This window comes from Streptomyces sp. NPDC001406 (assembly GCF_042895285.1).
Classification (GTDB): domain Bacteria; phylum Actinomycetota; class Actinomycetes; order Streptomycetales; family Streptomycetaceae; genus Streptomyces.
In genome coordinates this window covers 862,060-882,547 of sequence record NZ_JBIAWG010000001.1, presented here as the reverse complement: position 1 = coordinate 882,547, position 20,488 = coordinate 862,060, and the positions used below count along the sequence as shown (strand labels likewise).

Annotated in this window: 19 protein-coding genes, 1 other RNA gene and 1 pseudogene; 8 read left to right on the top strand and 13 right to left on the bottom strand. The window is 71.0% G+C overall.

Features of this window, described 5'->3' with window-relative positions; genetic code table 11:
* Positions 1-89 precede the first annotated feature (89 nt).
* Positions 90-263 (top strand): hypothetical protein, encoded by a 174-nt coding sequence (locus ACFY1J_RS03880; RefSeq protein WP_390730523.1) that lies wholly within the window; start codon positions 90-92, stop codon positions 261-263.
* A gap of 843 nt (positions 264-1,106) precedes the next feature.
* Here the strand turns inward: ACFY1J_RS03880 and ACFY1J_RS03875 are convergent.
* The 7 genes and pseudogenes from ACFY1J_RS03875 to ACFY1J_RS03845 all read right to left on the bottom strand — a co-directional run bounded on the left by ACFY1J_RS03875 (position 1,107) and on the right by ACFY1J_RS03845 (position 8,562).
* Positions 1,107-3,383 (bottom strand): DUF262 domain-containing protein, encoded by a 2,277-nt coding sequence (locus ACFY1J_RS03875; RefSeq protein ID WP_390730522.1) that lies wholly within the window; start codon positions 3,381-3,383, stop codon positions 1,107-1,109.
* 338 nt (positions 3,384-3,721) lie between these two features.
* Positions 3,722-4,009 (bottom strand): hypothetical protein, encoded by a 288-nt coding sequence (locus ACFY1J_RS03870; protein ID WP_390730521.1) that lies wholly within the window; start codon positions 4,007-4,009, stop codon positions 3,722-3,724.
* A 166-nt stretch (positions 4,010-4,175) separates the two neighbouring features.
* Positions 4,176-4,439: a transposase gene (locus ACFY1J_RS03865; protein WP_390730520.1), complete on the bottom strand. Its 264-nt coding sequence runs from the start codon at positions 4,437-4,439 to the stop codon at positions 4,176-4,178.
* A gap of 249 nt (positions 4,440-4,688) precedes the next feature.
* An RNA gene (gene rnpB / locus ACFY1J_RS03860) (RNase P RNA component class A) lies at positions 4,689-5,096 on the bottom strand.
* A gap of 115 nt (positions 5,097-5,211) precedes the next feature.
* Positions 5,212-5,928, bottom strand: a pseudogene (locus tag ACFY1J_RS03855) (DMT family transporter); the annotation flags it as partial.
* Between the two features lie 82 nt (positions 5,929-6,010).
* A complete protein-coding gene (locus ACFY1J_RS03850; protein WP_390706287.1) occupies positions 6,011-6,835 on the bottom strand; it encodes an AraC family transcriptional regulator in 825 nt (274 codons plus the stop codon).
* Between the two features lie 293 nt (positions 6,836-7,128).
* Entirely contained in the window at positions 7,129-8,562 is a 1,434-nt protein-coding gene (locus ACFY1J_RS03845; RefSeq protein WP_390706288.1) for an RNB domain-containing ribonuclease, read from the bottom strand.
* Positions 8,563-8,638: 76 nt separating this feature from the next.
* On the opposite strand from ACFY1J_RS03845, the gene yaaA reads away from it, so the two are divergent.
* The 3 genes from yaaA to ACFY1J_RS03830 all read left to right on the top strand — a co-directional run bounded on the left by yaaA (position 8,639) and on the right by ACFY1J_RS03830 (position 11,000).
* Positions 8,639-9,421, top strand: a complete 783-nt coding sequence (gene yaaA / locus ACFY1J_RS03840; RefSeq protein ID WP_363298896.1) for a peroxide stress protein YaaA — start codon at positions 8,639-8,641, stop codon at positions 9,419-9,421.
* A gap of 66 nt (positions 9,422-9,487) precedes the next feature.
* Positions 9,488-10,138, top strand: coding sequence for a bifunctional 4-hydroxy-2-oxoglutarate aldolase/2-dehydro-3-deoxy-phosphogluconate aldolase (eda, locus tag ACFY1J_RS03835; protein ID WP_390706290.1), 651 nt, complete (start codon positions 9,488-9,490; stop codon positions 10,136-10,138).
* 43 nt (positions 10,139-10,181) lie between these two features.
* On the top strand, positions 10,182-11,000 hold the full coding sequence (locus tag ACFY1J_RS03830) for a helix-turn-helix domain-containing protein (protein WP_390706291.1): 819 nt from the start codon (positions 10,182-10,184) through the stop codon (positions 10,998-11,000).
* On the opposite strand, the gene ACFY1J_RS03825 is transcribed toward ACFY1J_RS03830, so the two are convergent.
* The 3 genes from ACFY1J_RS03825 to ACFY1J_RS03815 are packed head-to-tail and all read right to left on the bottom strand — an operon-like array spanning position 10,988 to position 13,875.
* Positions 10,988-12,256, bottom strand: coding sequence for a bifunctional RNase H/acid phosphatase (locus ACFY1J_RS03825; protein ID WP_390706292.1), 1,269 nt, complete (start codon positions 12,254-12,256; stop codon positions 10,988-10,990). The genes ACFY1J_RS03830 and ACFY1J_RS03825 overlap by 13 nt on opposite strands.
* A gap of 12 nt (positions 12,257-12,268) precedes the next feature.
* The gene (locus ACFY1J_RS03820) at positions 12,269-13,012 is read right to left on the bottom strand and encodes a zinc ribbon domain-containing protein (RefSeq protein ID WP_390730564.1); all 744 of its coding nucleotides are present in this window, start codon (positions 13,010-13,012) and stop codon (positions 12,269-12,271) included.
* Positions 13,009-13,875, bottom strand: a complete 867-nt coding sequence (locus ACFY1J_RS03815; protein WP_390730519.1) for a Nif3-like dinuclear metal center hexameric protein — start codon at positions 13,873-13,875, stop codon at positions 13,009-13,011. The genes ACFY1J_RS03820 and ACFY1J_RS03815 overlap by 4 nt, the downstream gene beginning before the upstream one ends.
* 187 nt (positions 13,876-14,062) lie before the next feature.
* Between ACFY1J_RS03815 and ACFY1J_RS03810 the strand changes: the two genes are divergently transcribed.
* Both ACFY1J_RS03810 and ACFY1J_RS03805 read left to right on the top strand, forming a co-directional pair.
* A complete protein-coding gene (locus ACFY1J_RS03810; protein ID WP_390730518.1) occupies positions 14,063-15,319 on the top strand; it encodes a hypothetical protein in 1,257 nt (418 codons plus the stop codon).
* 96 nt (positions 15,320-15,415) lie between these two features.
* A complete protein-coding gene (locus ACFY1J_RS03805; protein ID WP_390706295.1) occupies positions 15,416-15,568 on the top strand; it encodes a hypothetical protein in 153 nt (50 codons plus the stop codon).
* A gap of 51 nt (positions 15,569-15,619) precedes the next feature.
* Here ACFY1J_RS03805 and ACFY1J_RS03800 read toward each other — a convergent pair whose 3' ends face one another.
* From ACFY1J_RS03800 to ACFY1J_RS03790, 3 genes are read right to left on the bottom strand one after another with little or no spacing between them, the layout of a single operon-like run.
* Positions 15,620-16,558, bottom strand: coding sequence for a 3-oxoacyl-ACP reductase (locus ACFY1J_RS03800; RefSeq protein WP_390730517.1), 939 nt, complete (start codon positions 16,556-16,558; stop codon positions 15,620-15,622).
* A gap of 11 nt (positions 16,559-16,569) precedes the next feature.
* Positions 16,570-17,646: a Zn-dependent alcohol dehydrogenase gene (locus tag ACFY1J_RS03795; RefSeq protein WP_390730516.1), complete on the bottom strand. Its 1,077-nt coding sequence runs from the start codon at positions 17,644-17,646 to the stop codon at positions 16,570-16,572.
* 39 nt (positions 17,647-17,685) lie between these two features.
* Positions 17,686-18,543 (bottom strand): MaoC/PaaZ C-terminal domain-containing protein, encoded by an 858-nt coding sequence (locus ACFY1J_RS03790; protein ID WP_390706298.1) that lies wholly within the window; start codon positions 18,541-18,543, stop codon positions 17,686-17,688.
* A gap of 275 nt (positions 18,544-18,818) precedes the next feature.
* Between ACFY1J_RS03790 and ACFY1J_RS03785 the strand changes: the two genes are divergently transcribed.
* Both ACFY1J_RS03785 and ACFY1J_RS03780 read left to right on the top strand, forming a co-directional pair.
* Positions 18,819-19,769, top strand: a complete 951-nt coding sequence (locus ACFY1J_RS03785) for an ATP-binding cassette domain-containing protein (protein ID WP_390730515.1) — start codon at positions 18,819-18,821, stop codon at positions 19,767-19,769.
* Positions 19,769-20,485 (top strand): ABC transporter permease, encoded by a 717-nt coding sequence (locus ACFY1J_RS03780; RefSeq protein ID WP_390706300.1) that lies wholly within the window; start codon positions 19,769-19,771, stop codon positions 20,483-20,485. Before ACFY1J_RS03785 ends, ACFY1J_RS03780 begins: the two co-directional genes overlap by 1 nt.
* Positions 20,486-20,488 lie beyond the last annotated feature (3 nt).

Sequence of the window (20,488 nt, the reverse complement as noted above, 5' to 3'; positions counted from 1 at the left end):
AAATGATTGGCGTCGCGGGGCACACGGCGATGGTCAGTCGACCGCGCCCCGGGCACCGATCCTGCTCATGCCCCCAATGCCTGAAGGACATGATCGGCGTACTTCGCAGCACCGTCGACGTGCCGTTCAGGGACGGCGGCACCTACACGACCATCCCTCAGTTCACTGCGGAGTACCACACGGCGAACCAGGTTCTCGTGGAACACGTCGCCGCATTCGCCCAGAGCACGGGCGCCACGCCCGGGCAGGTCGCCCTCGCCTAACTCCTCACCTAACACCCGCCGATCGTGCCGGTTCCCAGAACACGGCGCCTGTCCCGTGTCGGGGAGAACACCGGCTCCACCCAACTGCCGCTATCCACCAACTAACTGGTCAGCCTGAACGAACTCGGCGGTCGAACGGGCGTGCAGATACACCGACACCGGCGGTGTCCCCCCGGGCCGGCGGATCAGAAGATCCGCCGGCCAAGGACGCAACACGAACATACCGAGTACGGGGGTGACGATGCTCGAACACCGCAGGTGCGTCCGAGGGAGACCGGCTCGCTCCCTCGAAACGTCGCTCGGCCTCGGCATCAGCACGGTGTTCGACTTGGGTCGGTAGCCGGCCAGCGAGCGCCATGACGCTCCGCCGGGAGCAGTGTCGAACGAGCGTCAAGACTGTCCCCAACCGCCCTCACGAATGCGAGGCAGAGCGCTCCCAGCCCACACCGGCTACACGAAGCCGCAGGTGAGATCCGTGGCGCGAGCCCGCGACAGGCCCCACACGATGGGCTTCGGGAAACAGTCGAGCACACAGTGCCGCACCTGGACACCCGGGAAAACCCGCAGGTCAGAGCTCCTTGCGCTGGTCATAAATCGCCACGCACTCCACATGATGCGTCATCGGTATGGCATCGGTCCGAGCCGGCTACGGAAAAGCGCAGGTCACGGCAACCTCATCGGTTCTCGCCCCGGCTTGCTGGCGTCCAGAGCGTCAAACGAGCGTCACGGCCGACAGCCTGCGGCTGCTGCGTGGGGTCCGCTCCCGCAGCGCGCGGGCCATTGTGTGTTCAAGCTGGTCGACGAGGAGGCCGGGAAGGCGGACCGGACTGGCCATAAGGACGCTCATCCCCAGTGTTCCTCCTGGTAGCGCAGGAGATCATCGCCGTGGAGTTGCTTGGTGGCGTTGCCGACCCGGACCCAGAAGTCGGTGGCGCCGTTGCCACCCTTGGCGGGCTTGGCGAACACCGGCCTACCTGCCGCGGCAACGCTGATCTGACAGACGACGTTGCCAGAAATTTCGGGGAAGCGTACGCGGACGGTGGTCGCTGTCGGGGTCGACAGGCTGCTGTCGAGGAGTTGGCGTACGAAGAGCTCGTACCCGTCGACGCTGGCCTGCGACTCCAGAGTGGCGAGGTCGTTCTCGATGCCGAGGACAGTCCCGTCGTCGGCGACGCCGATATACAGGTTTCCGCCCTCGCCGTTCAAGAAGCCGCAGACGGCCTTGACGATGTTGTGCCGGAGGGACTTGTCGGCCTGCCGGGTGTGCACGTTCCATCGGGCGCTTGCCTTGAACTCGGTGCCCTGGGACTCGCCGGCGGCGATCATGTCGGCCGGGGTGGTTGGGACGTACGTAGGGCGTTCTCCCGTGAGGGTTTCGAACGCTTCCCGCACGACCTTGGCGATTAGCTGGCGCCGCCGTTCCAGGAAGGTGAAATAGTCGAGCTGCTCCCAGCCGACCGGGAGCGCGTGCCACCGTACCTGCCGCTTGAGCGCCTCCGGGTCCATCGCGTCCGTGATTCTCGGCCAGTAGTCATGTGGTGCGTCGGTGTTGGACTGCTCGTCTGCTGGCCACGTCACGTAGGCCATGTTGGCGATGGCATTGACTTGGCGCCGGTCGGTGATACCCAGTCTGGCGAGTGTCTTGCGGTGGAACAGGTTGTCCCTGTCGACAGCCTTGGCGGGTTTGACTGAGGGGTCCAGCAGATCACGGATTCGTTGGTCGCCGAGGAGCATTTCGGCGTCGAGGATGTTGAGCGCCGCCTGGTAGGCGAACAGCACCGGTGAACGCGACGAGGATGTGTCCAACCGGTTCGGCAGGGAGATGTCCCAATAGTCGCCGGTGAAGTTCGCTGCGATGATCCGGTCGAGTTCTGCGGTGAAGGCTCGGCCGTCACCTGGCGGCAGACTGCCAATGCGTCCCAGGTCGAACTCCATCTGTGACTCCGGTGAGTTGGAGTACCGGCCGGTGGTGTGCGCCATGAAGAACCACCGGCCGATCACGGGACGGAGTTCATCGGCCGTCAGCCCGAAATCGTGGCGTCCGATCAGCCAGATCGTGTAGCTGTACAGCAGGGCGTTGTCGGAGGTGATCATCTTGCGGCTGCGGAAACCAGCCGCCGTGACGCACTGGAAGAACTCGTGCCAGCTGGTCAGGTCCAGGACCTTCGTGTGTGCTTGGGCGAGCCGGTCGAACTGCTCCTGCCGTCGAGCGGCGGTGACCTTGCCGGTTTCGAGGTCCTTTCCTCGTAGGACGCTATAGACGTGCTGCAGCCGGGCGCGCCGGAAAGCGACAGCGACGGCTACGCGCAGCAGTTGGTCCGGGCTGGGATCCAGAAAGGCGTTCCGAGGGCTCGGACCGGGAAGTCCTGCGATCACCGCGCTGCGGCTGAAGTCTTCGAGCTGGCGGCGCCCCTTCTCCCAATGCACTGACATCAGGGTGAGGATGAAGTCGGACTGGTTGAGCTTCACGCCTTCGGAGTTGATGCGCACGAAGATGTCGGCGACCTGCTCCTCGTTGGCCGAAGCGCCCAGCTCCACAACCTGGAAGCGAAACTCGTGCAGATCCCGGACCCTGTCTATGCGTTCTTCGAGCTCATCCTTGGCAGCGTCCGACAAAGGCTGTCCGCTGGCCTGTTCGAGCCGTTGGAAGAACTGCCGGACGGTGGGCTTGTAACCACCTCGGGCCCAGAGCGCGGTGATGTCCGGAATGAAGTGAGCGTCACGCTCGATCGCCGCGTCCGTGACCTCGAACGTCTGGTCCTCCGGGTGGAACGCGATGCGAACGTTAATCTCGTCGAAAGACTTAGTGACGATCTTGCGCCCGGTGAGGACAGCGAACAGGGCGGTGAGCCGCTGCTGCCCGTCAACGACCAACAGCTGGGGTGTTCGATCGCCGGCTTCCGTTCCGATCTGCCGCGTCCCCACCTCAGCACCGGTCTCCCAGAACATCAGGGTGCCGATTGGGTAACCCCGATACATCGAGTCGAAGAGATCGCGGGTCTTCGCCGCGGACCAGACGAACGGGCGTTGGATGTCGGGGAGTCCGATACGGCCGCCTTCGATGTTCTCGATCAGGTGCCGGAGCGTGTAACCAGTGTCTCGATACAAAGTAGGTGGCACTGCCGAGGGCTCCTAACGTTCGAGGGCAACTGGTCGGCGGAAGCGGTCAGAGCGTGGGAACAGCATCAGGTTTCTACCACGCGGACACACTGCAACGCAGGGCCAATGGCGCTCGCCACAAGGAGGAATGCACGGCGGCGGGACCCAACTAGGTCGATCTTCGGGTGCCATGGGGATGAGCCTCGCCGGAGGGCATCGTCGTGCGTAACGTGGTTTCGCCGAGAGACCCTCGCACGGCACGTTTCGCGCGGACCGCGGTACCGAAACGACGAACTCAGCAACGAGCGCCTCATGCCGACATCGGTTAACGATCATGCGCGATGAGGACTGGTGCGCACCTAGATACAACTTCCCTTCTGCTGCGAGATGTCGGTAACCTCCGCGAGCCACAGACGGTTCAGTCCGGCCGCAGTGGAGTCACGCTGGACGAGGTCATCATGCACCGGCGGGTCGGCCTTCTTGATCCGGCCTCGTCTGTTGCCGAACACGCTCCACCAGCGGTTGTCCCGGCAGATCCGCCACACGGTCCGGTCCGCCATGCCGACCCCTGCGGCGCGGACTTCGTCGGCCAGGAACCGGTAGCCGCACTCCGGGTCGTCACGGTGGGCATCGAACAGGACGTTCACGCGGCACGCCTCTTCGAATGCGGCAGGGGACACCGGCTGATCGAGCCAGCGATAGTAGTGCTGGCGGGCGTGCTTGAGGGCCCGGCACGAGACACGGGCACCCCGCCAGCGGCCAGCTCTTTCACGACCGGGTAGATCCTTTTCCCGGAAGGTGTGCCTGCGACAGTTAGGCAGCGGCCCGGCGCAGGACCTCGTTCTCCTGCTTCAGCAGCTTGATGCGCCGACGTGCTTCCCGCAGTTCCGCACTCTCCTGGTTGTTCGTTCCAGTCTTGGTACCGTCGTCGATGTCCGCCCGGCGCATCCACTTCCACAGCGTCATCGCGTGCACCCCGAAGCCGGCGGTCACCTGCTCGATCGTCACATCCGGGCCGCAATTCCTCGCGACCCGCACGACATCCTCGCGGAACTCTGCTGGATAAGGATCGGGCACAGCGACATTCTTCCCACTCGCCCCACAGGGCAGACCAGTTCACATGTCACCCATTGGTGTGGCGGACCCCACGGACGCCGCTGCGCTGAACAGATGAAGGAGCGCAACGCACTCCGCACGGTGTACCCGTCCCGGCCTCGAAAGCACGTCGGGCGGGTTCATTGGAAACTATAAAAGCGCAGGTCAGACACCCCATGGCGTTTGAGGTCAAGCGGCATGGGGTGTCTGACCTGCAGAAACGCGAAGCGGCAGACGAGTCGGGCTATACGCCGGGTTCTGTTCCCCGGGTTCCTCGCGGAGCCCGGGGCGACGGCCATCCATCTAGGGCCGGCGTTGCCGTCGGCCTCGTGCGGTCTACCCGCGGACTCGGGCGGGCAGCCCTCGAACGTCCGCGCAGAGCCGCCTTTTACAGCGGCTCCTTTTGACCTTGCTCCGGGTGGGGTTTACCTAGCTGCCCAGGTCACCCTGGGCACTGGTGGTCTCTTACACCGCCGTTTCACCCTTACCGGGGACCGAGGTCCCCGGCGGTTTGTTTTCTGTGGCACTGTCCCGTGGGTCGCCCCAGGTGGCCGTTAGCCACCACCCTGCCCTGTGGAGCCCGGACGTTCCTCGGGAAGCCCCCCTAGGGGGACTCCACGCGGCCGTCCGCCCGGCTCGTCTGCCGTGTCGACCATGTTAGCGGGCGCGCCGGCCTCTTCGGCGCCGCGGCCGTGGCCAGCACCGATCCCGCCAGGATCAGGGTGAAGGCCACGATGATGCCGGCCGTCAGTGGCTCGTCCAGGAACAGGGCACCCGCCGCCACCGCGACCGCCGGGTTGACGTACGTGATCACGGTGGCCCGGGTCGGGCCCGCCTCCTTGATCAGTTCGAGGAAGCCCACGAAGGCGACCGCCGTGCAGATGACGCCAAGGCCCGCGAGGGCGGCCAGGACCTGCGCGGAGGGGACCTCGGAGGGCCAGGTGGCCGCGGCGGCGGGGGCGTAGACCAGCGCGGCCAGGGCCAGGCAGGGGGCCGTGAGCTGGAGGGTCGGGACGTCCTTGAGGCGGCGTGCGGCTATCAGCGGTGCCGTCGCGTAGCCCAGCACCGTCAGGAACACCTCTCCGAGTGAGCGCGCGTCGCCGCCGGTGAGGTGGGGGATCGTGAGCACCGCCACGCCGCCGAGGCCGAGGCCCAGGCCGGTCATCCGGCGGATACCGAGCCGTTCCGTCTCGCCGAAGAAGCGGGCCAGGACCACACCGACGATCGGTACGCCCGCGATCAGCAGGCCCGCCGTGGAGCTCGACAGATGACGTTCGGCGTCGGTGAGGGTGAACCAGGGGCCCATGATCTCGATGCACGCGAAGGCCAGCATGGGACGCCAGTGGGCGCGGACGGTCCTGGTCAGGCCGCCCTGGCGCAGCGCGAAGGGGAGCAGGAGCAGTGCGCCCAGCGCACAGCGCGTGAAGACCACCATCGACGGGGACACCGCGTCCACCGCCACCTTGATCATCAGATAGGGGATGCCCCAGACCACTCCCATCAGGGAGAACAGGAACCAGCCGCGTGCAGTCATACGGCGAGTTTCCGCCGCCTCACCACCAGGTGTCTTGAACGCTGTTGCGGTACGCCGCCGGCGTCACCCCCAGCACCCGGCGGAACCAGCGGGTGAGGTGCGCCTGGTCCGCGAAGCCCACCAGGGGCGCCACCTCGGCCGGGCGCAGGCCCGACTCCAGCAGGGTGCGGGCCCGGGTCACCCGGTACTGGGCGAGCCAGGCGTAGGGCGGCATGCCCATCGTCGTGCGGAACGCGCGCAGGAGCTGGTAGCGGGACAGGCCCAGGTCGGTGGCGAGGGCGGCCAGCGAGGGCGGCTCCAGCAGTTCGTCGGCCAGTCGGTCGCGGACCGTCAGCGCTATGCCGTGCGCGCCCGGGATACGGTCCGAGGCCGGTCTCGCCGTGGAGTGGCGCCGGGATAGGGCCGTGAGCAGCCACGGGAGGCGCGCCTCGGCCTCCAGGGGGTCGGGGCAGCGGGCGAGTTCGGTGTGGGCGAGCCGGAACGCGGCGGCCAGTTCGGGATCGTCGACGAGCGGTTCACGAAAGTGCGGGAGGCCCCCGAGGGTGCCGTCGGCCAGCAGGGCGGGGTCGGCGTACAGGGCGCGGTAGGCGTAGCCGTCCGTGGGTGTGGCGGGGCCGCCCGTGTGCACCTCGCCGGGTGCCAGTACGACGATGGAGCCCGGGCCGGTGCGGATGTGGCCGCCGCGGTAGTCGATCACCTCGGAGCCGCCGACGCACACGCCGATGGTGAATTCGTCGTGGGCGTGCGGGGCGTAGACGTGTTTGTCGAAGCGGGCCGTGAGGAGGTCGAGCGGGGGTCCGCAGCGGCCCAGCCTGGCTCGCGTCCATCGCGCCTGCTCCGGCATGTGACACCCCCTTGTGCGCCTTGCGCCCTGCGCCCTGCCTCGTACTCCCTGCGCCCTGCGCGCTTCTACGGTGCAACACATCCGGGTCCGTTTCCATGCCGGGCAGCGGGCGGTCCGTGGGTGCGCGCTTGACCCTGCCGCGACGTCAACGTCTGTACTGATCCCCTGCGGATCGGAGAACTTCACCGTCGAGCTGGCGGGGCCCCTCCCCCATGTCACCGTCCTCGGCCGTCGCCGCGAGGTGAGCGTGGTCCGGCTGCACGCCGACGAGGCCGACCATCTCGTACGGGCCCTCAGACAGGCGCGAACAGCACCTTCGCCGCTCCCGGATCCGCCTGCACGAGCCTGACCCGCAGCCGCTCCCCGAGCGGGAGGCGGTCGCCCTCGATCCGGCCGATGACAGCGGGCGACTCCAACTGGACGGTCCCCACGGTGGGCCGGTCCTCGTCCACGTCGACCACGCACCCGTCGAAGACGTCCCCGACCCGGTCCGTCAGCAGCGCGGCCTCGACGATGTCGACGCACTCCCGCTCGACGGCGGCCGCGCGCCGGGAGCCCCCGGCCATCCACCGGGGCAGCTCGTCGAGCGCGGCGAGCACCCAGTGCGGCGCGGCATGTCCGGCGGCGGCCGCGAGGCAGATCTCGGCGGTGTAGCGGTCGGCGAGGCGGCGCAGCGGGGCCGTGCAGTGGGCGTAGGGGGCGGCCACGGCGGCGTGCGTGGTGAGCGCGGGCAGGGCGCCGTTCCGGAAGACGGTGTAGCCCGCGCCGCGCAGCAGGGTGGTGCACTCCTGGAGGAAGGCCGCGTGCTGGGGGCGGTGCGGGTCCAGGGAGCGGATCAGCGCCGCGTAGGAGACGTGGTGCGGCCAGTCGATGCGCAGGGCGTGCGCGGTACGGCGCAGCCGGGCCACGGCGCCGCCCGGGGCGGCCGGGAGGGTGCGCAGTACGCCGGTCCCGTGGGCCAGCATCACTTGGGCCGCCGCCATGCCGGTGAGCAGGGAGAGCTGGGCGTTCCAGGCCTCGACGGGGAGGGGGGCGCGGTAGGCCGGGGCGTAGCGGTGGTCGCTTTGGATGATCTGCTGCTCGGGCACCTGGAGCGAGATGCCGCCGCGCTCGGCCTCCAGCCGCTCGCGGGCCTCGCCGATCTCCTTGAGCAGCGCGACCGGCACCTCGGCGGTGCCGGTGTCGATCTGCTTCTGCACGTCCTCGTAGTCGAACCGGGCGCGGCTGCGGACCAGGGCACGGCGGACGTCGAGGGCACGCTGACGGCCGTCCGCGTCGAGGTCGACGGTCCACAGGACGGCCGGGCGGTCCTGGTCCGGGAGCAGGCTCGCGGCACCGTCGCCGAGGACGCCGGGGTGCAGCGGGACCTTGCCGTCCGGGAAGTACAGCGTGGTCGCCCGCCGGTGGGTCTCCGCGTCGAGCTCTTTGCCCGGTACGACGAAGGCGGCGACGTCGGCGATGGCGTACCGGACGCGGTGGCCGCCGTCCCGCGGTGACAGATGGATCGCCTGGTCGAGGTCGGTGGAGCCGGGCGGGTCGATGGTGAAGAAGGGGATGTCGGTGGCGTCGTACGACGGCAGGGCGGGGGCCTTCGCGGCCTGCTCGGCCTCGGCGAGCACCTCGGCCGGGAAGTCGTGGGGGACTCCCAGTGCGGCACGGAGCGCGGTGAAGGCGGCCCAAAGGGGGGCTTCGGGGGCGCCGGTCACGCTGATGTGGCGGCGGGGCATGAGTCGAGCGTAGGGCGGGGGCGGGCGGGTGGCACACCGTACGCTGGCGCGGAACAGCTCTATCGAAGGAGTACGTGTGCTCGTCCTGCTGCCTCCCTCCGAAGGCAAGGCGTCCTCGGGCCGTGGCGCCCCCCTGAAGCCGGAGTCGCTGTCCCTGCCGGGGCTCGGCGCCGCCCGTGAGGCCGTGCTGGGCGAGCTCGTCGAGCTGTGCGCCGGTGACGAGGAGAAGGCGCGCGAGGTGCTCGGGCTGAGCGAGGGGCTGCGGGGCGAGGTCGCGAAGAACACGGAGTTGCGGACGGCCGGGACCCGCCCGGCCGGGGAGATCTACACGGGTGTCCTGTACGACTCCCTCGGCCTGGCCTCCCTCGACACGGCGGCCAAGCGGCGCGCCGCGCGCTCGCTGCTGGTCTTCTCCGGGCTGTGGGGCGCCGTACGGGTGACCGACCGGATCCCCTCCTACCGCTGCTCGATGGGCGTGAAGCTGCCGGGACTCGGGGCCCTGGGCACGCACTGGCGCACGGCCATGGCACCGGTGCTCCCCGAGGTGGCGGGCAAGGGCCTCGTCCTCGACCTGCGCTCCTCCGCGTACGCGGCCGCCTGGAAGCCGCAGGGCGAGGTCGCGGGCCGGACCGCGACGGTGCGGGTGCTGCACGCCCCGACCCGGAAGGTCGTCAGCCACTTCAACAAGGCGACGAAGGGGCGGATCGTGCGGAGCCTGCTGTCGTCGGGGTCCGCGCCCGAGAACCCGGCCCGGCTGGTCGAGGCGTTGCGCGATCTCGGGTACGTGGTGGAGGCGGAGGCACCCGCGAAGGCCGGGCAGGCCTGGTCGCTGGACGTGCTGGTGACGGAGATTCACTGACCCCGAGCCGTCCTCCCCGGCGAGGCATTGCGGCATGTGCAACGACTTTTGCGCATGCTGCATGCCATGGGCAGGATGAGCGTCATGCCGCCGCCACCGTCTCTGCTGGACCTCGCGCCCGTCGTCCCGGTCGTGGTCGTCGAGGACGCCGCCGACGCCGTGCCGCTCGCGCGGGCGCTGGTCTCGGGCGGGCTGCCCGCGATCGAGGTGACGCTGCGGACCCCGGCCGCGCTCGACGCCATCAGGGCGATCGCCGCCGAGGTGCCGGACGCGGTGGTGGGCGCGGGCACGGTCATCGCACCGGCCCAGGTGACCGAGTGCAGGGCGGCGGGGGCGCGGTTCCTGGTGAGCCCGGGCTGGACGGACGTACTGCTGGACGCCATGCGGGCCTCCGGGGTGCCGTTCCTGCCGGGGGTGTCGACCACGACGGAGGTGGTGGCGCTGCTGGAGCGCGGGGTGCGGGAGATGAAGTTCTTCCCGGCACAGGCGGCCGGCGGCACGGCCTACCTGAAGTCGCTGGCCGGCCCGCTGCCCCAGGCCCGCTTCTGCCCCACCGGGGGCATCGGCCCGCTCAACGCCCCGGAGTATCTGTCCCTGCCCAACGTCGGCTGTGTGGGCGGGACCTGGATGATCCCGGCGGACGCCGTCGGCGCCGGGGACTGGGGGCGCGTCGAGGCGCTGGCACGGCAGGCGGCGGGGCTCGGGCGATCCGGATGACGGCCTCGGGCGGTTGTCGTACCCGTGTCGTACAACTGGCCGTATGACCTCCGTCGAGCCACCGCCCTTCGCCCGGGAACTGCTGCGCTGGCGCACCGTGCGCCGGGTCAGTCAGCTCGAACTCGCCTCGCGGGCCGGGACGACACAGAGATACGTCAGCTTCATCGAGCGGGGGCGTTCGGTGCCGGGGCGTGCTGTCGTGCTGCGGCTGGCCGAGTCGCTGGAGCTGACGCTGCGGGAGCGCAACGCGCTGCTGCTGTCGGCGGGTTACGCGCCCGCGTACGCCGAGTCGGCGCTGGACGCGGCCGGACTGGGGCCCGTTCGGGAGGCCTTGGACGCAATCCTGGACGGGCATCTGCCGTATCCGGCGGTGGTCGCGGGGCCCCGGGGTGAACTCGTCGCGGCGAACGCGGCGTTCGAGGTGCTGACTCAGGGCGCCGAGCCCGCGCTGCTGAAGCCGCCCGTCAATCTGCTGCGGCTGGCGCTGCATCCGCGCGGGACGGCCGCACGGGTGGTGAACCTCGGGGCGTGGGGGCGGCACATCCTGGAGAACCTGCGGGCGCGGGCGCTGCGCAGCCCCGATCCACGGCTCGACGAGCTGACTGCGGAGCTTGAGGGGTACGTACCGCCGTACACCCCCGACGACGACTACCTCGGCTTCGCCGTCCCGCTCCGACTGCGCTGCGCGGAGGGCGAGTTGCGGCTGCTCACCACGCTGACCTCATTTGCCACGGCCGTCGATGTCACCCTGGCCGAGCTGCATCTGGAGGCGTTCCTGCCGGCGGACGCGCGGACGGCGGAGATCCTGCGCGAGCGCGCCGCCCGTGCCGCCCGTACCGCCCGCGTGGCTCAGCGGAGGTGAGAGGTGTCGTTGAACAGCCGTACGCTCGCGTTGCCGTCCGCGTAGTACGCCACCGCCGACAGCGAGGCCGCCGAGAGTTCCATGCGGAACAGGGACTCGGGCGGGGCGCCCAGGGCGAGGCGGACGAAGGTCTTGATCGGGGTGACGTGCGTGACGAGCAGGACCGTGCGGCCCGCGTACGCCGCGACCAGCTTGTCGCGGGTGGCGGCGATCCGGGTGGCGGTCGCCGCGAAGCTCTCGCCGCCGCCGGTGGGCCGGGCCTCCGGATCGGCCAGCCAGGCATTGAGGTCGTCGGGGTGGCGCTCGCGCACCTCGCCGAAGGTGAGTCCCTCCCAGGCGCCGAAGTCCGTCTCCCGCAGCCCGTCGTCGACCACGACGTCGAGCCCGAGGTGGGCGGCGACGATGCCGGCGGTCTCACGGGTCCGGGCCAGCGGAGACGCGACGATCGCCTGGATCGTGCCCCGCCTCGCCAGCGCCGCCCCGGCCCGCTCCGCCTGCTCCCGGCCGACGTCGGAGAGGGACGGATCGGTACCGCCACTGCCCGAGAACCGCTTCTGCGGAGTCAGCGGGGTCTCACCGTGCCGCAGCAGCACGAAGGTGGCGGGCGCGCCGAGATCGGGGGCGGAGCTCCAGCCGGGGGTGGAGGTGGCGGGGGTGGAGGTGGAGGTGGCGGGGGTGGAAGTGGCAGTGGTCGCGGCCGGGGAGCCGGACGGCGTGGCCGTGCCGGAGGCCACCGCGTGGGCGGCGCGCATGTCGGCGTCGGCCTTCGCGCCCTCCTGCGGCGGCTCCGGGATGGTGGCCGGCCTCTTCAGGGCTGCCGTCGAGGCCGACGCGTCCCACCGCCCGCCCCGGCTCCCGGCGTCCATCGCCTCGTTGGCCAGTCGGTCCGCGTGCTTGTTCCGCTCGCGCGGGATCCACTCGTACGTCACCCGGTCCGGCGGAAGCACACGGCTCGCCTCCATCGCGAGGGGCTTCAGATCCGGGTGCTTGATCTTCCAGCGCCCCGACATCTGCTCGACGACGAGCTTGGAGTCCATACGGACGTGGACCCGGGCCGACGGGTCCAGTTCCCGCGCCGCGCGCAGACCGGCCAACAGCCCCCGGTACTCGGCGACGTTGTTGGTGGCGACCCCGATGTGCTCGGCCGCCTCGGCGAGAGGCTCGCCCGTGGCCGCGTCGATCACCACGGCCCCGTACCCGGCCGGCCCCGGGTTGCCCCGCGAACCGCCGTCGGCCTCGACGATGAACTCCCGCACGCCGTCCGCCCCTTACAGTCCCGACTCGGCCGTGCGCACCAGGATGCGGCGGCAGTTCTCGCAGCGGACGACCGTGTCGGGCGCGGCCTTGCGGACCTCGGCGAGCTCGGTGATCGCGAGCTCCTGGCGGCAGCCCTGGCAGGTGCGCTGGTACAACTTGGCCGCGCCGATGCCGCCCTGCTGCTCGCGCAGCTTGTCGTAGAGCTTGAGCAGGTCCGCGGGGACGGCGCCGGCGACGACCTCGCGCTCCTTGGTCACCGAGGCGGCCTCGCCGTCGATCTCCTCGAAGGCGGCGTTACGGCGGCCGGTCGCGTCGTCGATCTTCGCCTGGACGGAGGCCACCCGCTCGGTCAGTTCACCGACGCGCTCCTGCGCGGCCTCGCGGCGCTCCATGACCTCCAGGACGACGTCCTCCAGGTCGCCCTGCCGCTTGGCGAGGGAGACGATCTCCCGCTGGAGGTTCTCCAGGTCCTTGGGGGAGGTGATCGCGCCGGAGTCGAGGCGCTGCTGGTCGCGGGCGGCGCGCTGGCGCACCTGGTCCACGTCCTGCTCGGCCTTGGTCTGTTCGCGGGCGGTGTCGCTCTCCTCGGTCTGCGCGGCGACGAGCAGGTCGCGCAGCTGGGTGAGGTCCTTGGTCAGCGACTCGATCTCGGCGTGCTCGGGCAGCGACTTCCGCTTGTGCGCCAGCTGCTGCAGGCGGACGTCGAGGGCCTGGACGTCGAGGAGTCGGATCTGGTCGGCGGGCGCGGCGTTCAGTTGGGGGCTCCCGTTGAGCTAGTGGTGGCGTTGGACGCCGCGTGGGCGGTCCAGGGGTCGGTGACCGTTTTGGAGACGTGGACCCGCAGGTCCCAGCCGTGGCGGTCGGAAATCTCGTCGAGCTGGGCTGCGGCCAGCTCGCACCAGGGCCATTCGGTGGCCCAGTGCGCCGCGTCGAGCAGCGCGAGCGGACTGTGGGAGACGGCTGCCGTGAACTCGGAGGCGGGGTGGTGGCGCAGGTCGGCGGTGAGGAAGGCGTCGACGCCGGCCGCCCGGACAGGGTCGAAGAGGCTGTCGCCGGAGCCGCCGCTCACCGCGATCGTGCGGAGAACCGTCTCGGGGTCGCCGGCCACCCGGATGCCCTGCGCGGTGGCGGGCAGCCGCTCGGCGGCGCGGGCGGCGAACTCGCGGACCGTGAGGGGGTGGTCCAGTTCGCAGACCCGGCCGAGGCCGCGGCGGCCCTCCGGGTCGGTGGGGTCCGGCACGAGCGGCCGTACGACCCTGAGGTCCAGGGCGCCGGCCAGCGCGTCGCTGACGCCGGGGTCGGCGGTGTCGGCGTTGGTGTGGGCGACGTGCAGCGCGATGTCGTTCTTGATCAGCGTGTGCACGACCCGGCCCTTGAAGGTGGAGGCCGCGACCGTCGTCGTACCGCGCAGAAAGAGCGGGTGGTGGGTGACCAGCAGGTCGGCACCCAGCTTCACCGCTTCGTCGACGATGTCCTGCACGGGGTCCACGGCGAACAGGACCCGGGAGACCTCCTGGTCGGGGTCGCCCACGACGGTGCCGACCGCGTCCCAGGACTCGGCCCGCTCGGTGGGCCACAGGTTCTCCAGCGCGGCGATGACTTCAGACAGACGGGGCACGGGGAAAAGGCTACCTGCCTGTTCTGCGGGGATGTACCGGTCGGTGTCCGAAGGGGCCCGGCAGCACATCCGCCCCCGTTTCCTCAGGCGAACCGCGGCCCGGCCACCCGTATGTGTGAAGCGCTTGCCTGCCGGTTCCACGCCTGTGCGTACGAAAACTAGCTTCGTCGCCGGAGGTGACCGAACGATGACGGCCTGTGCGATCGAAACCACGGCCGCCGGCGAGGGCGACGACGTGCCGGCGGCGGGCTGCAGCATCACGGCGGACGGTGCCTACGCCGCCCGCCTCGCGCTGGACGGCGACTCCTGGTTCCCGGAGCGCTGGACGCTGGACGGCCCCGAGCCGTACGCCGTGCCGCTGCCCGGCAACCAGCCCGAGGAGCCCGGCACCGAGGTGCAGCCGATGGGCGACGGACGGGTCCTCATCCACCGGCTGGTGGAGCGGCGGCACGCCTTCTCACTGCTGTACCCGACCGGCCCCGACACCGGTGAGCTGCCGCTGGGCGCGGTGGAGTGCCCGGACCCCGGCACGGGACTGCGGCTGCTGCCGCCGGCGCCGGACGGCATGCGGGCGTACGCCCTGGAGGTCGGCCCCCGCTCCTCGGCCGTGTGGCTGGTGGCGGGCGGCGCCTTCGGGCCCGAGCACGTCGCCGAGGTCCCGGGGCGCTGCTCGGGCGGAATCTGGCTGGACCGCACGGGGCGGATACTCGCACTGGACCGGGAGCTGGGCGGGATCACCAAGGCGGTCGTGGTGGATCTGGAGCGGGGCGGCGAGGTGTCACCGCTGCTGCAGATCGCGGCGGGCAGCGACGACCGGCTGCTGCTCGCCGATCCGGACAGCGGGCTGATCCTGGTGGGCTCGGACGCGCCCTCCCCCGGGCAGGAACGGTTGGGCTGGGGCGTCCTGGGCAGCACGCTGCCGGTGCGCTTCCCGGAGTGCCTGCGGATGGCCGAGTGCGTGGTCACACCGTTCGCGATCCAGCCGGGGCAGGCGCTGACGCCGGAGCAGTGCGCGGTGGCGCTGCACATCGAGGGGCCGCTCGGCGGCTGGGTCGGGGTGTGGCGGCCCGCGGAGCGGCGGGTGCACCACCTCCCGGCGCCCGCGGGATGGCTGCCCGGGGCCGGACTGTGGACCGAGGGCGGGAAGCTGCGACTGCCGTACGCCACGCAGGAGACCCCGTGCGGCGTGGCGGAGTCGGCGGCGCCCGCGAGAACCGGGGGTACGGAGGACAGGGGCAACACGGGGGGACCGGGAAACACCGGGGGACCGGGGGACGCGGGGGCACCGGGGGACGCGGGTCCGGAGGGTCCGGTGCGGAACGGCGCGGCTGTCATGGGGCTGGACGCACCCCGGCAGTCGCCGGAACCGGATCCTCCGGAACCTGTCGTGCCCCGCCCGGTGCCGCTCCAACAGGCGCCGCTGGGACGTCTTGTAACGAAGTAGTGGCAGTCGGCGTGGCCGCCTGGATTCGCCCCGTGGTGTGCCGGTTACACTCGCCCGGCTGTACGAAAGATGATGTTGACGGGGTGAATTCTTCCGATGAGTGAAGCGAGTACGACCGACCAGCTGTCCGCCGACTTCCAGGAGACCACCGGTCACGGTAAGCACCGCGGCCAGGTCTCGGCACAGGACGGTGAAACGGCACCGCACGGCCGGCACCGCAAGCCGGAGCCGGCCGACAGGGCGGCCTGACGGTTCGCACCGGGGGCTCATCAGCCTGGCTGATGGGCCCCCTTTCGTGTGTCACCGGCGTTTGAGCCCCAGCACCTCCGCCGCCGCGAACGTCTCCCCCGCCGGCCGGTCCGCGTAGTGCGGGGTGAGCAGCGCGTCGAGTTCGTCGTAGGTGAAGGTGTCCTGCTTGCTGTCGAACTGCGCCTGGACGCGTGGTCGTTCGACGACGGCGACCATGCCGCCGTGCACGACGAGCAGCTGTCCGTTGAGCCGTTCGGCGGCGGGGGAGGCCAAGTAGCCGACGAGCGGTGCGACATGCTCGGGGGCGAGCGGGTCGAGGCCCTCGCCGGGCGCCCTGAACCCGGCGAAGACGTCCTCGGTCATCCGGGTCCGGGCCCGCGGGCAGATCGCGTTGGCCGTCACGCCGTACTTGGCGAGGGCGAGCGCGGTGGACGTGGTCAGCCCGACGATCCCGCCCTTCGCGGCCGCGTAGTTGGGCTGACCCGCCGAACCCGCGAGGAACGCCTCCGACGAGGTGTTCACGATCCGCCCGTAGACCGGTCCCCCGGCCGCCTTGGACCGCTCACGCCAGTGCGCGGCCGCGAAGTGCGTCGTGTTGAAGTGTCCCTTGAGGTGGACCCGGATCACCGAGTCCCACTCGTCCTCGGACATGGAGAAGACCATCCGGTCGCGCAGGATGCCGGCATTGTTGACCAGGATGTCCAGTCTCCCGAACTCGCCGATCGCCAGCCGGACCAGTTCCCGGGCCTGGCCGAAGTCGGCGACGTCCCCGGTGTGCGGAAGGGCCCGCCCGCCGGCGGCGCGGATCTCGGCGGCGACCTCCTCGGCGGGTGCGGCCGATGCCTCGCCGGAGCCGTCCCGGCCGGGCTGCCCGTAGTCGTTGACGACGACGGCCGCGCCGAGCCGGGCGAGTTCGAGGGCCTCGGCCCGGCCGAGGCCGCGCCCGGCGCCCGTGACGACGGCGGACAGCCCCTCAAGTGGCAGTGACATCTGTGGCGTCCTCAGATCTCTATGCACGTACGCAGGGCCGTCCCGGTACGCATCTGGTCCAGCGCCTCGTTGATCTCGGCCAGCGGCACCCGGTGGGTGATCAGTCCCTCCAGGTCGACGCGGCCGGCCCGCCACAGGGCGATGGTGCGCTCGTAGGAGCGCAGGACGTCGCCGCCGCCGTACATCGAGGGCAGGATCCGCTTCTCGTCGAAGAACAGCTCGAACATGTTGAGCCGGAGGAAGTCGTCCATGGCGCCCGCGCCGACGACGACCAGGGTGCCGCCGCGCCGGGTGTTCTCGTACGCCGTGCGCGCGGTGGCGGACCTGCCGACGACCTCGAAGACGTAGTCGAAGCCCTCGCCGCCGGTGACCTGCTGCTTGGCGTCGGCCAACTCGTCCGGTGACACGGCCTTCGTGGCGCCGAACCTGAGCGCTGACTCGCGGCGGGAGGCGACCGGGTCGACGGCGACGATCTCGGCGGCGCCCTTGAGCCGGGCGCCCTGGATCGCCGAGATGCCCACACCCCCGCAGCCGATGACGGCGACCGACGAACCGGCCTCCACGTCGGCGGTGTTGAGGGCCGCGCCGAGTCCCGTCGTCACCCCACAGCCGATGAGGGCGGCGATGTCGAAGGGCACGTCGTCCGGGATCGGCACGGCGCAGCCGGCGTCGACGACGACCTCCTCGGCGAAGGTGCCGGTGCCCGCGAAGCCGAAGACGTCCCCGCCGGGGCGCTTGAAGTTGGGGGTGCCCGCGTTCATGAACCCGGCCAGGCACAGCTCGCTCTGGCCGCGCTTGCAGGCGGGACAGGCGCCGCAGGCGGGCAGCCAGCAGACGACGACCCGGTCACCGGGCTTGAGATGGGTGACGTTCTCGCCGACCTCGACGATCTCGCCCGCGCCCTCGTGCCCGGGGACGAAGGGCGCCGGCTGCGGAAGCACCCCGTTCATCGCGGACAGGTCCGAGTGGCACAGCCCCGTGGCGCGCACCCGCACCCGCACCCTGCCGGGGCCGAAGCCCACCGCCTCGACGTCGTCGAGGACCTCCAGCTTGTCCTGGCCGATCTCGTGCAGTACGGCTGCGCGCATGGTGCGGCTCCCCTCGAATGCTTCGGCGGCTCGGGTGGCTCAGGAGTGTTCGACGACGGTGTCGGCGAGGACGGGCGCGTCGCCCCTCTCGACCGCGCTCACGGCGGCCCGCACGGAGCCTTCCTGCCGCCACATGCGGATGCGCAGGGTCTCGCCCGGGTACACCACCCCCGCGAAGCGCGTGGTGTAGGAGCGGACCCGGGTCACATCGCCGCCGAGCAGCGTGTCGACGACCGCCTTGAGCGTGATGCCGTAGGTGCACAGCCCGTGCAGGATGGGCCGGTCGAACCCGGCAACCTTGGCGAACTCGGGGTCGGCGTGCAGTGGGTTCCAGTCGCCGGAGAGACGGTAGAGCAGCGCCTGGTCCTCGCGGAGGCGCTTCTCCACGGTCCGGTCGGGCTCGCCCACGGGCGGTTCGAGCCGGGTGGAGGGGCCGCGGTCGCCGCCCCAGCCGCCTTCCCCGCGTACGAAGATCTGCGCGTCGTTGGTCCACAGCGGGCCGTCGGCGTCGGTGACCTCGGTGCGCATGACGAGGACGGCCGCCTTGCCCTTGTCGTGGACGGCGGCGATGCGGCCGGTGGCGGTCGCGGTGCCCTCGACGGGGATGGGGCGGTGCAGGGTCAGCGACTGGCCGCCGTGCAGCACGCGGGCCAGGTCGACGTCGACGCCGGGCATGGACAGGCCGCTGATCACCCCGGGCGACCCGTTGCCCGCGACGGTGGCGAAGCTCGGCAGGACGTGCAGCCGGGACTCCAGGGTGTAGCGCAGTTCGTCGGGGTCGGTCGCGGGGACTCCGGCGCCCAGGCCCAGGTGGTAGAGCAGGACGTCCCTGCGGTCCCAGGTGATCTCACCGGAACGGGGTTCGGCGGCGAGGGCCTTCGCTGCGTCGATGGGCATACGGCTCCTGACACTCACGGCTTGCGGACGGCGGCCTGCTTCGGACGGCGGCTTGAAGACCTCGGTGCGGCCGTCCGCACCGTCGGCCGCACCGAGGTCGTCACGGGCCGAACTGGAACGCGTTCCAGTCCGGCGCCCCTTGTATAGCCCAGCGCCCCTTACTTGTGAAGGCTCCTGACGCCGTGTCAGCTGATGTCGGCCGTGACATTTGTACTGCCCGAGTCCGTACATGCGCATCTGCCGGACGGGGGGCCGCGATTCATAGCGTCGTAGGCATGACACAGACATCAGCCGCCGTGTCCTTCACGGGAGCCGTCAAGGCCTACGGCCCGCTCCGCGCCGTCGACGGCATCGACCTCGACCTCGCGCGCGGCGAGACGGTCGCCCTGCTCGGCCGCAACGGCGCCGGGAAGTCCACGACGATCTCGCTGCTGCTCGGTCTGCTGCGGCCCGACGCGGGCACGGTGGAGCTGTTCGGCGCCGCCCCGGAGCGGTCGGTGCGCGCGGGCCGGGTCGGCGCGATGCTCCAGGAGGGCCGCGCGGTCCCCCGGGTCACGGTCGGGGAGCTGGTCTCCTTCGTGGCCTCCCGCTACCCGTCCCCGCTGCCCGTGGCGCGAGCGCTGGAGCTGGCCGGGATCGCGGGGCTCGCGGGGCGCCGGGTGGACCGGCTGTCCGGCGGGCAGACACAGCGGGTGCGCTTCGCCGTGGCGCTCGCCGGGAACCCGTCCCTCCTCGTGCTGGACGAACCGACCGCCGCCCTGGACGTGGAGGCGCGGCACGCCTTCTGGGAGTCGATGCGGGCGTACGCGCGCCGCGGTCACACCGTGCTGTTCTCCACCCACTACCTGGACGAGGCGGACGCACACGCCGACCGGATCGTCGTCATCGACCGCGGCCGGATCGTCGCCGACGGCACCGGCGAGGAGCTGCGGCGGTCGGCCGGCGGCAATCTGGTCTCCTTCGACCTGGCCGGACGCGCCCCGGACGGACTGGACCTGCTGCCCGGGGTGCGATCGGTACAGGTGCGCGGGGACCGGGCGCGGCTGCGCACGGACGACTCCGACGCGACGGTGATCGCGCTCGCCGGACTCGGCGCGATACGCGGCCTGGAGGTCACCCCGGCCTCGCTCGACGACGCCTTCCTCGCCCTGACCTCGCACGGGACGGAAACCGGGGCGAAGACGAAGACCAGGCCGGAGACGAAGACGAAGACGGAGACGGTCTGATGTGGGACTACCTGCGCCTGGAAGTACGCCGCACCCTGCGCGACACGGGCTTCGTGATCGGCGGGATCGCGATGCCGGTGATGATGTACCTGCTGTTCACCAACCTCGGCGAGAACGACAGCGCCTGGAAGACCGCCTCCATGGTCGGCATGGCCGCGTACGGCGCGGTCGGCTCCGCCCTCAACACCGGCGGCGCGGTCGCCGAGGACCGGGCGATCGGCTGGCTGCGGCAGCTGAGGGTGACACCGATGACCCCGCGCGAGGTGGTGATCGGGCGGGCGCTGACCGGTTCGGTGACCGTGCTCCCGGCGATCGTCGCGGTGCTCGTGGCGGGCGGTCTGGTGAACGGCGTCCGGCTGCAGGCCTGGCAGTGGGCGGCCGTCGCGGTGCTGCTGTGGCTCGGCTCGATCCCCTTCACCCTGCTCGGCCTCGGCAACGGCTACCGGCTGACCGGCCCGGCCACCGGCGTGGCGAACATGATCGGCAACCTGGGGCTCGCGGTGCTCGGCGGTCTCTGGTTCCCGATCGAACTCTTCCCCGGCTGGCTGCGCCCGGTCTCGGCGTACACCCCGACCCATGGCATCGCCCAGCTGGGCACCTCGGTCGCCACCGGTCACCCCCCGGCGCCCAGCGCGATTCTCGTACTGACCTCCTGGATGTCGGTGTTCTGTTCGTACGCTGTGCTGTCGTACCGCCGTCGTGCGGGGACCAGTTGATCG

What these genes read in the sequence shown, in the direction of transcription:
- ACFY1J_RS03880 (WP_390730523.1), top strand. Translation starts at nt 90, where the DNA reads ATGATCGGCGTACTTCGCAGCACCGTCGACGTGCCGTTCAGGGACGGC.
- ACFY1J_RS03850 (WP_390706287.1), bottom strand. Translation starts at nt 6,835, where the DNA reads ATGCCGGAGCAGGCGCGATGGACGCGAGCCAGGCTGGGCCGCTGCGGA.
- ACFY1J_RS03845 (WP_390706288.1), bottom strand. Translation starts at nt 8,562, where the DNA reads ATGCCCCGCCGCCACATCAGCGTGACCGGCGCCCCCGAAGCCCCCCTT.
- eda (WP_390706290.1), top strand. Translation starts at nt 9,488, where the DNA reads ATGGGCAGGATGAGCGTCATGCCGCCGCCACCGTCTCTGCTGGACCTC.
- ACFY1J_RS03830 (WP_390706291.1), top strand. Translation starts at nt 10,182, where the DNA reads ATGACCTCCGTCGAGCCACCGCCCTTCGCCCGGGAACTGCTGCGCTGG.
- ACFY1J_RS03810 (WP_390730518.1), top strand. Translation starts at nt 14,063, where the DNA reads ATGACGGCCTGTGCGATCGAAACCACGGCCGCCGGCGAGGGCGACGAC.
- ACFY1J_RS03805 (WP_390706295.1), top strand. Translation starts at nt 15,416, where the DNA reads ATGAGTGAAGCGAGTACGACCGACCAGCTGTCCGCCGACTTCCAGGAG.
- ACFY1J_RS03800 (WP_390730517.1), bottom strand. Translation starts at nt 16,558, where the DNA reads ATGTCACTGCCACTTGAGGGGCTGTCCGCCGTCGTCACGGGCGCCGGG.
- ACFY1J_RS03795 (WP_390730516.1), bottom strand. Translation starts at nt 17,646, where the DNA reads ATGCGCGCAGCCGTACTGCACGAGATCGGCCAGGACAAGCTGGAGGTC.
- ACFY1J_RS03790 (WP_390706298.1), bottom strand. Translation starts at nt 18,543, where the DNA reads ATGCCCATCGACGCAGCGAAGGCCCTCGCCGCCGAACCCCGTTCCGGT.
- ACFY1J_RS03785 (WP_390730515.1), top strand. Translation starts at nt 18,819, where the DNA reads ATGACACAGACATCAGCCGCCGTGTCCTTCACGGGAGCCGTCAAGGCC.
- ACFY1J_RS03780 (WP_390706300.1), top strand. Translation starts at nt 19,769, where the DNA reads ATGTGGGACTACCTGCGCCTGGAAGTACGCCGCACCCTGCGCGACACG.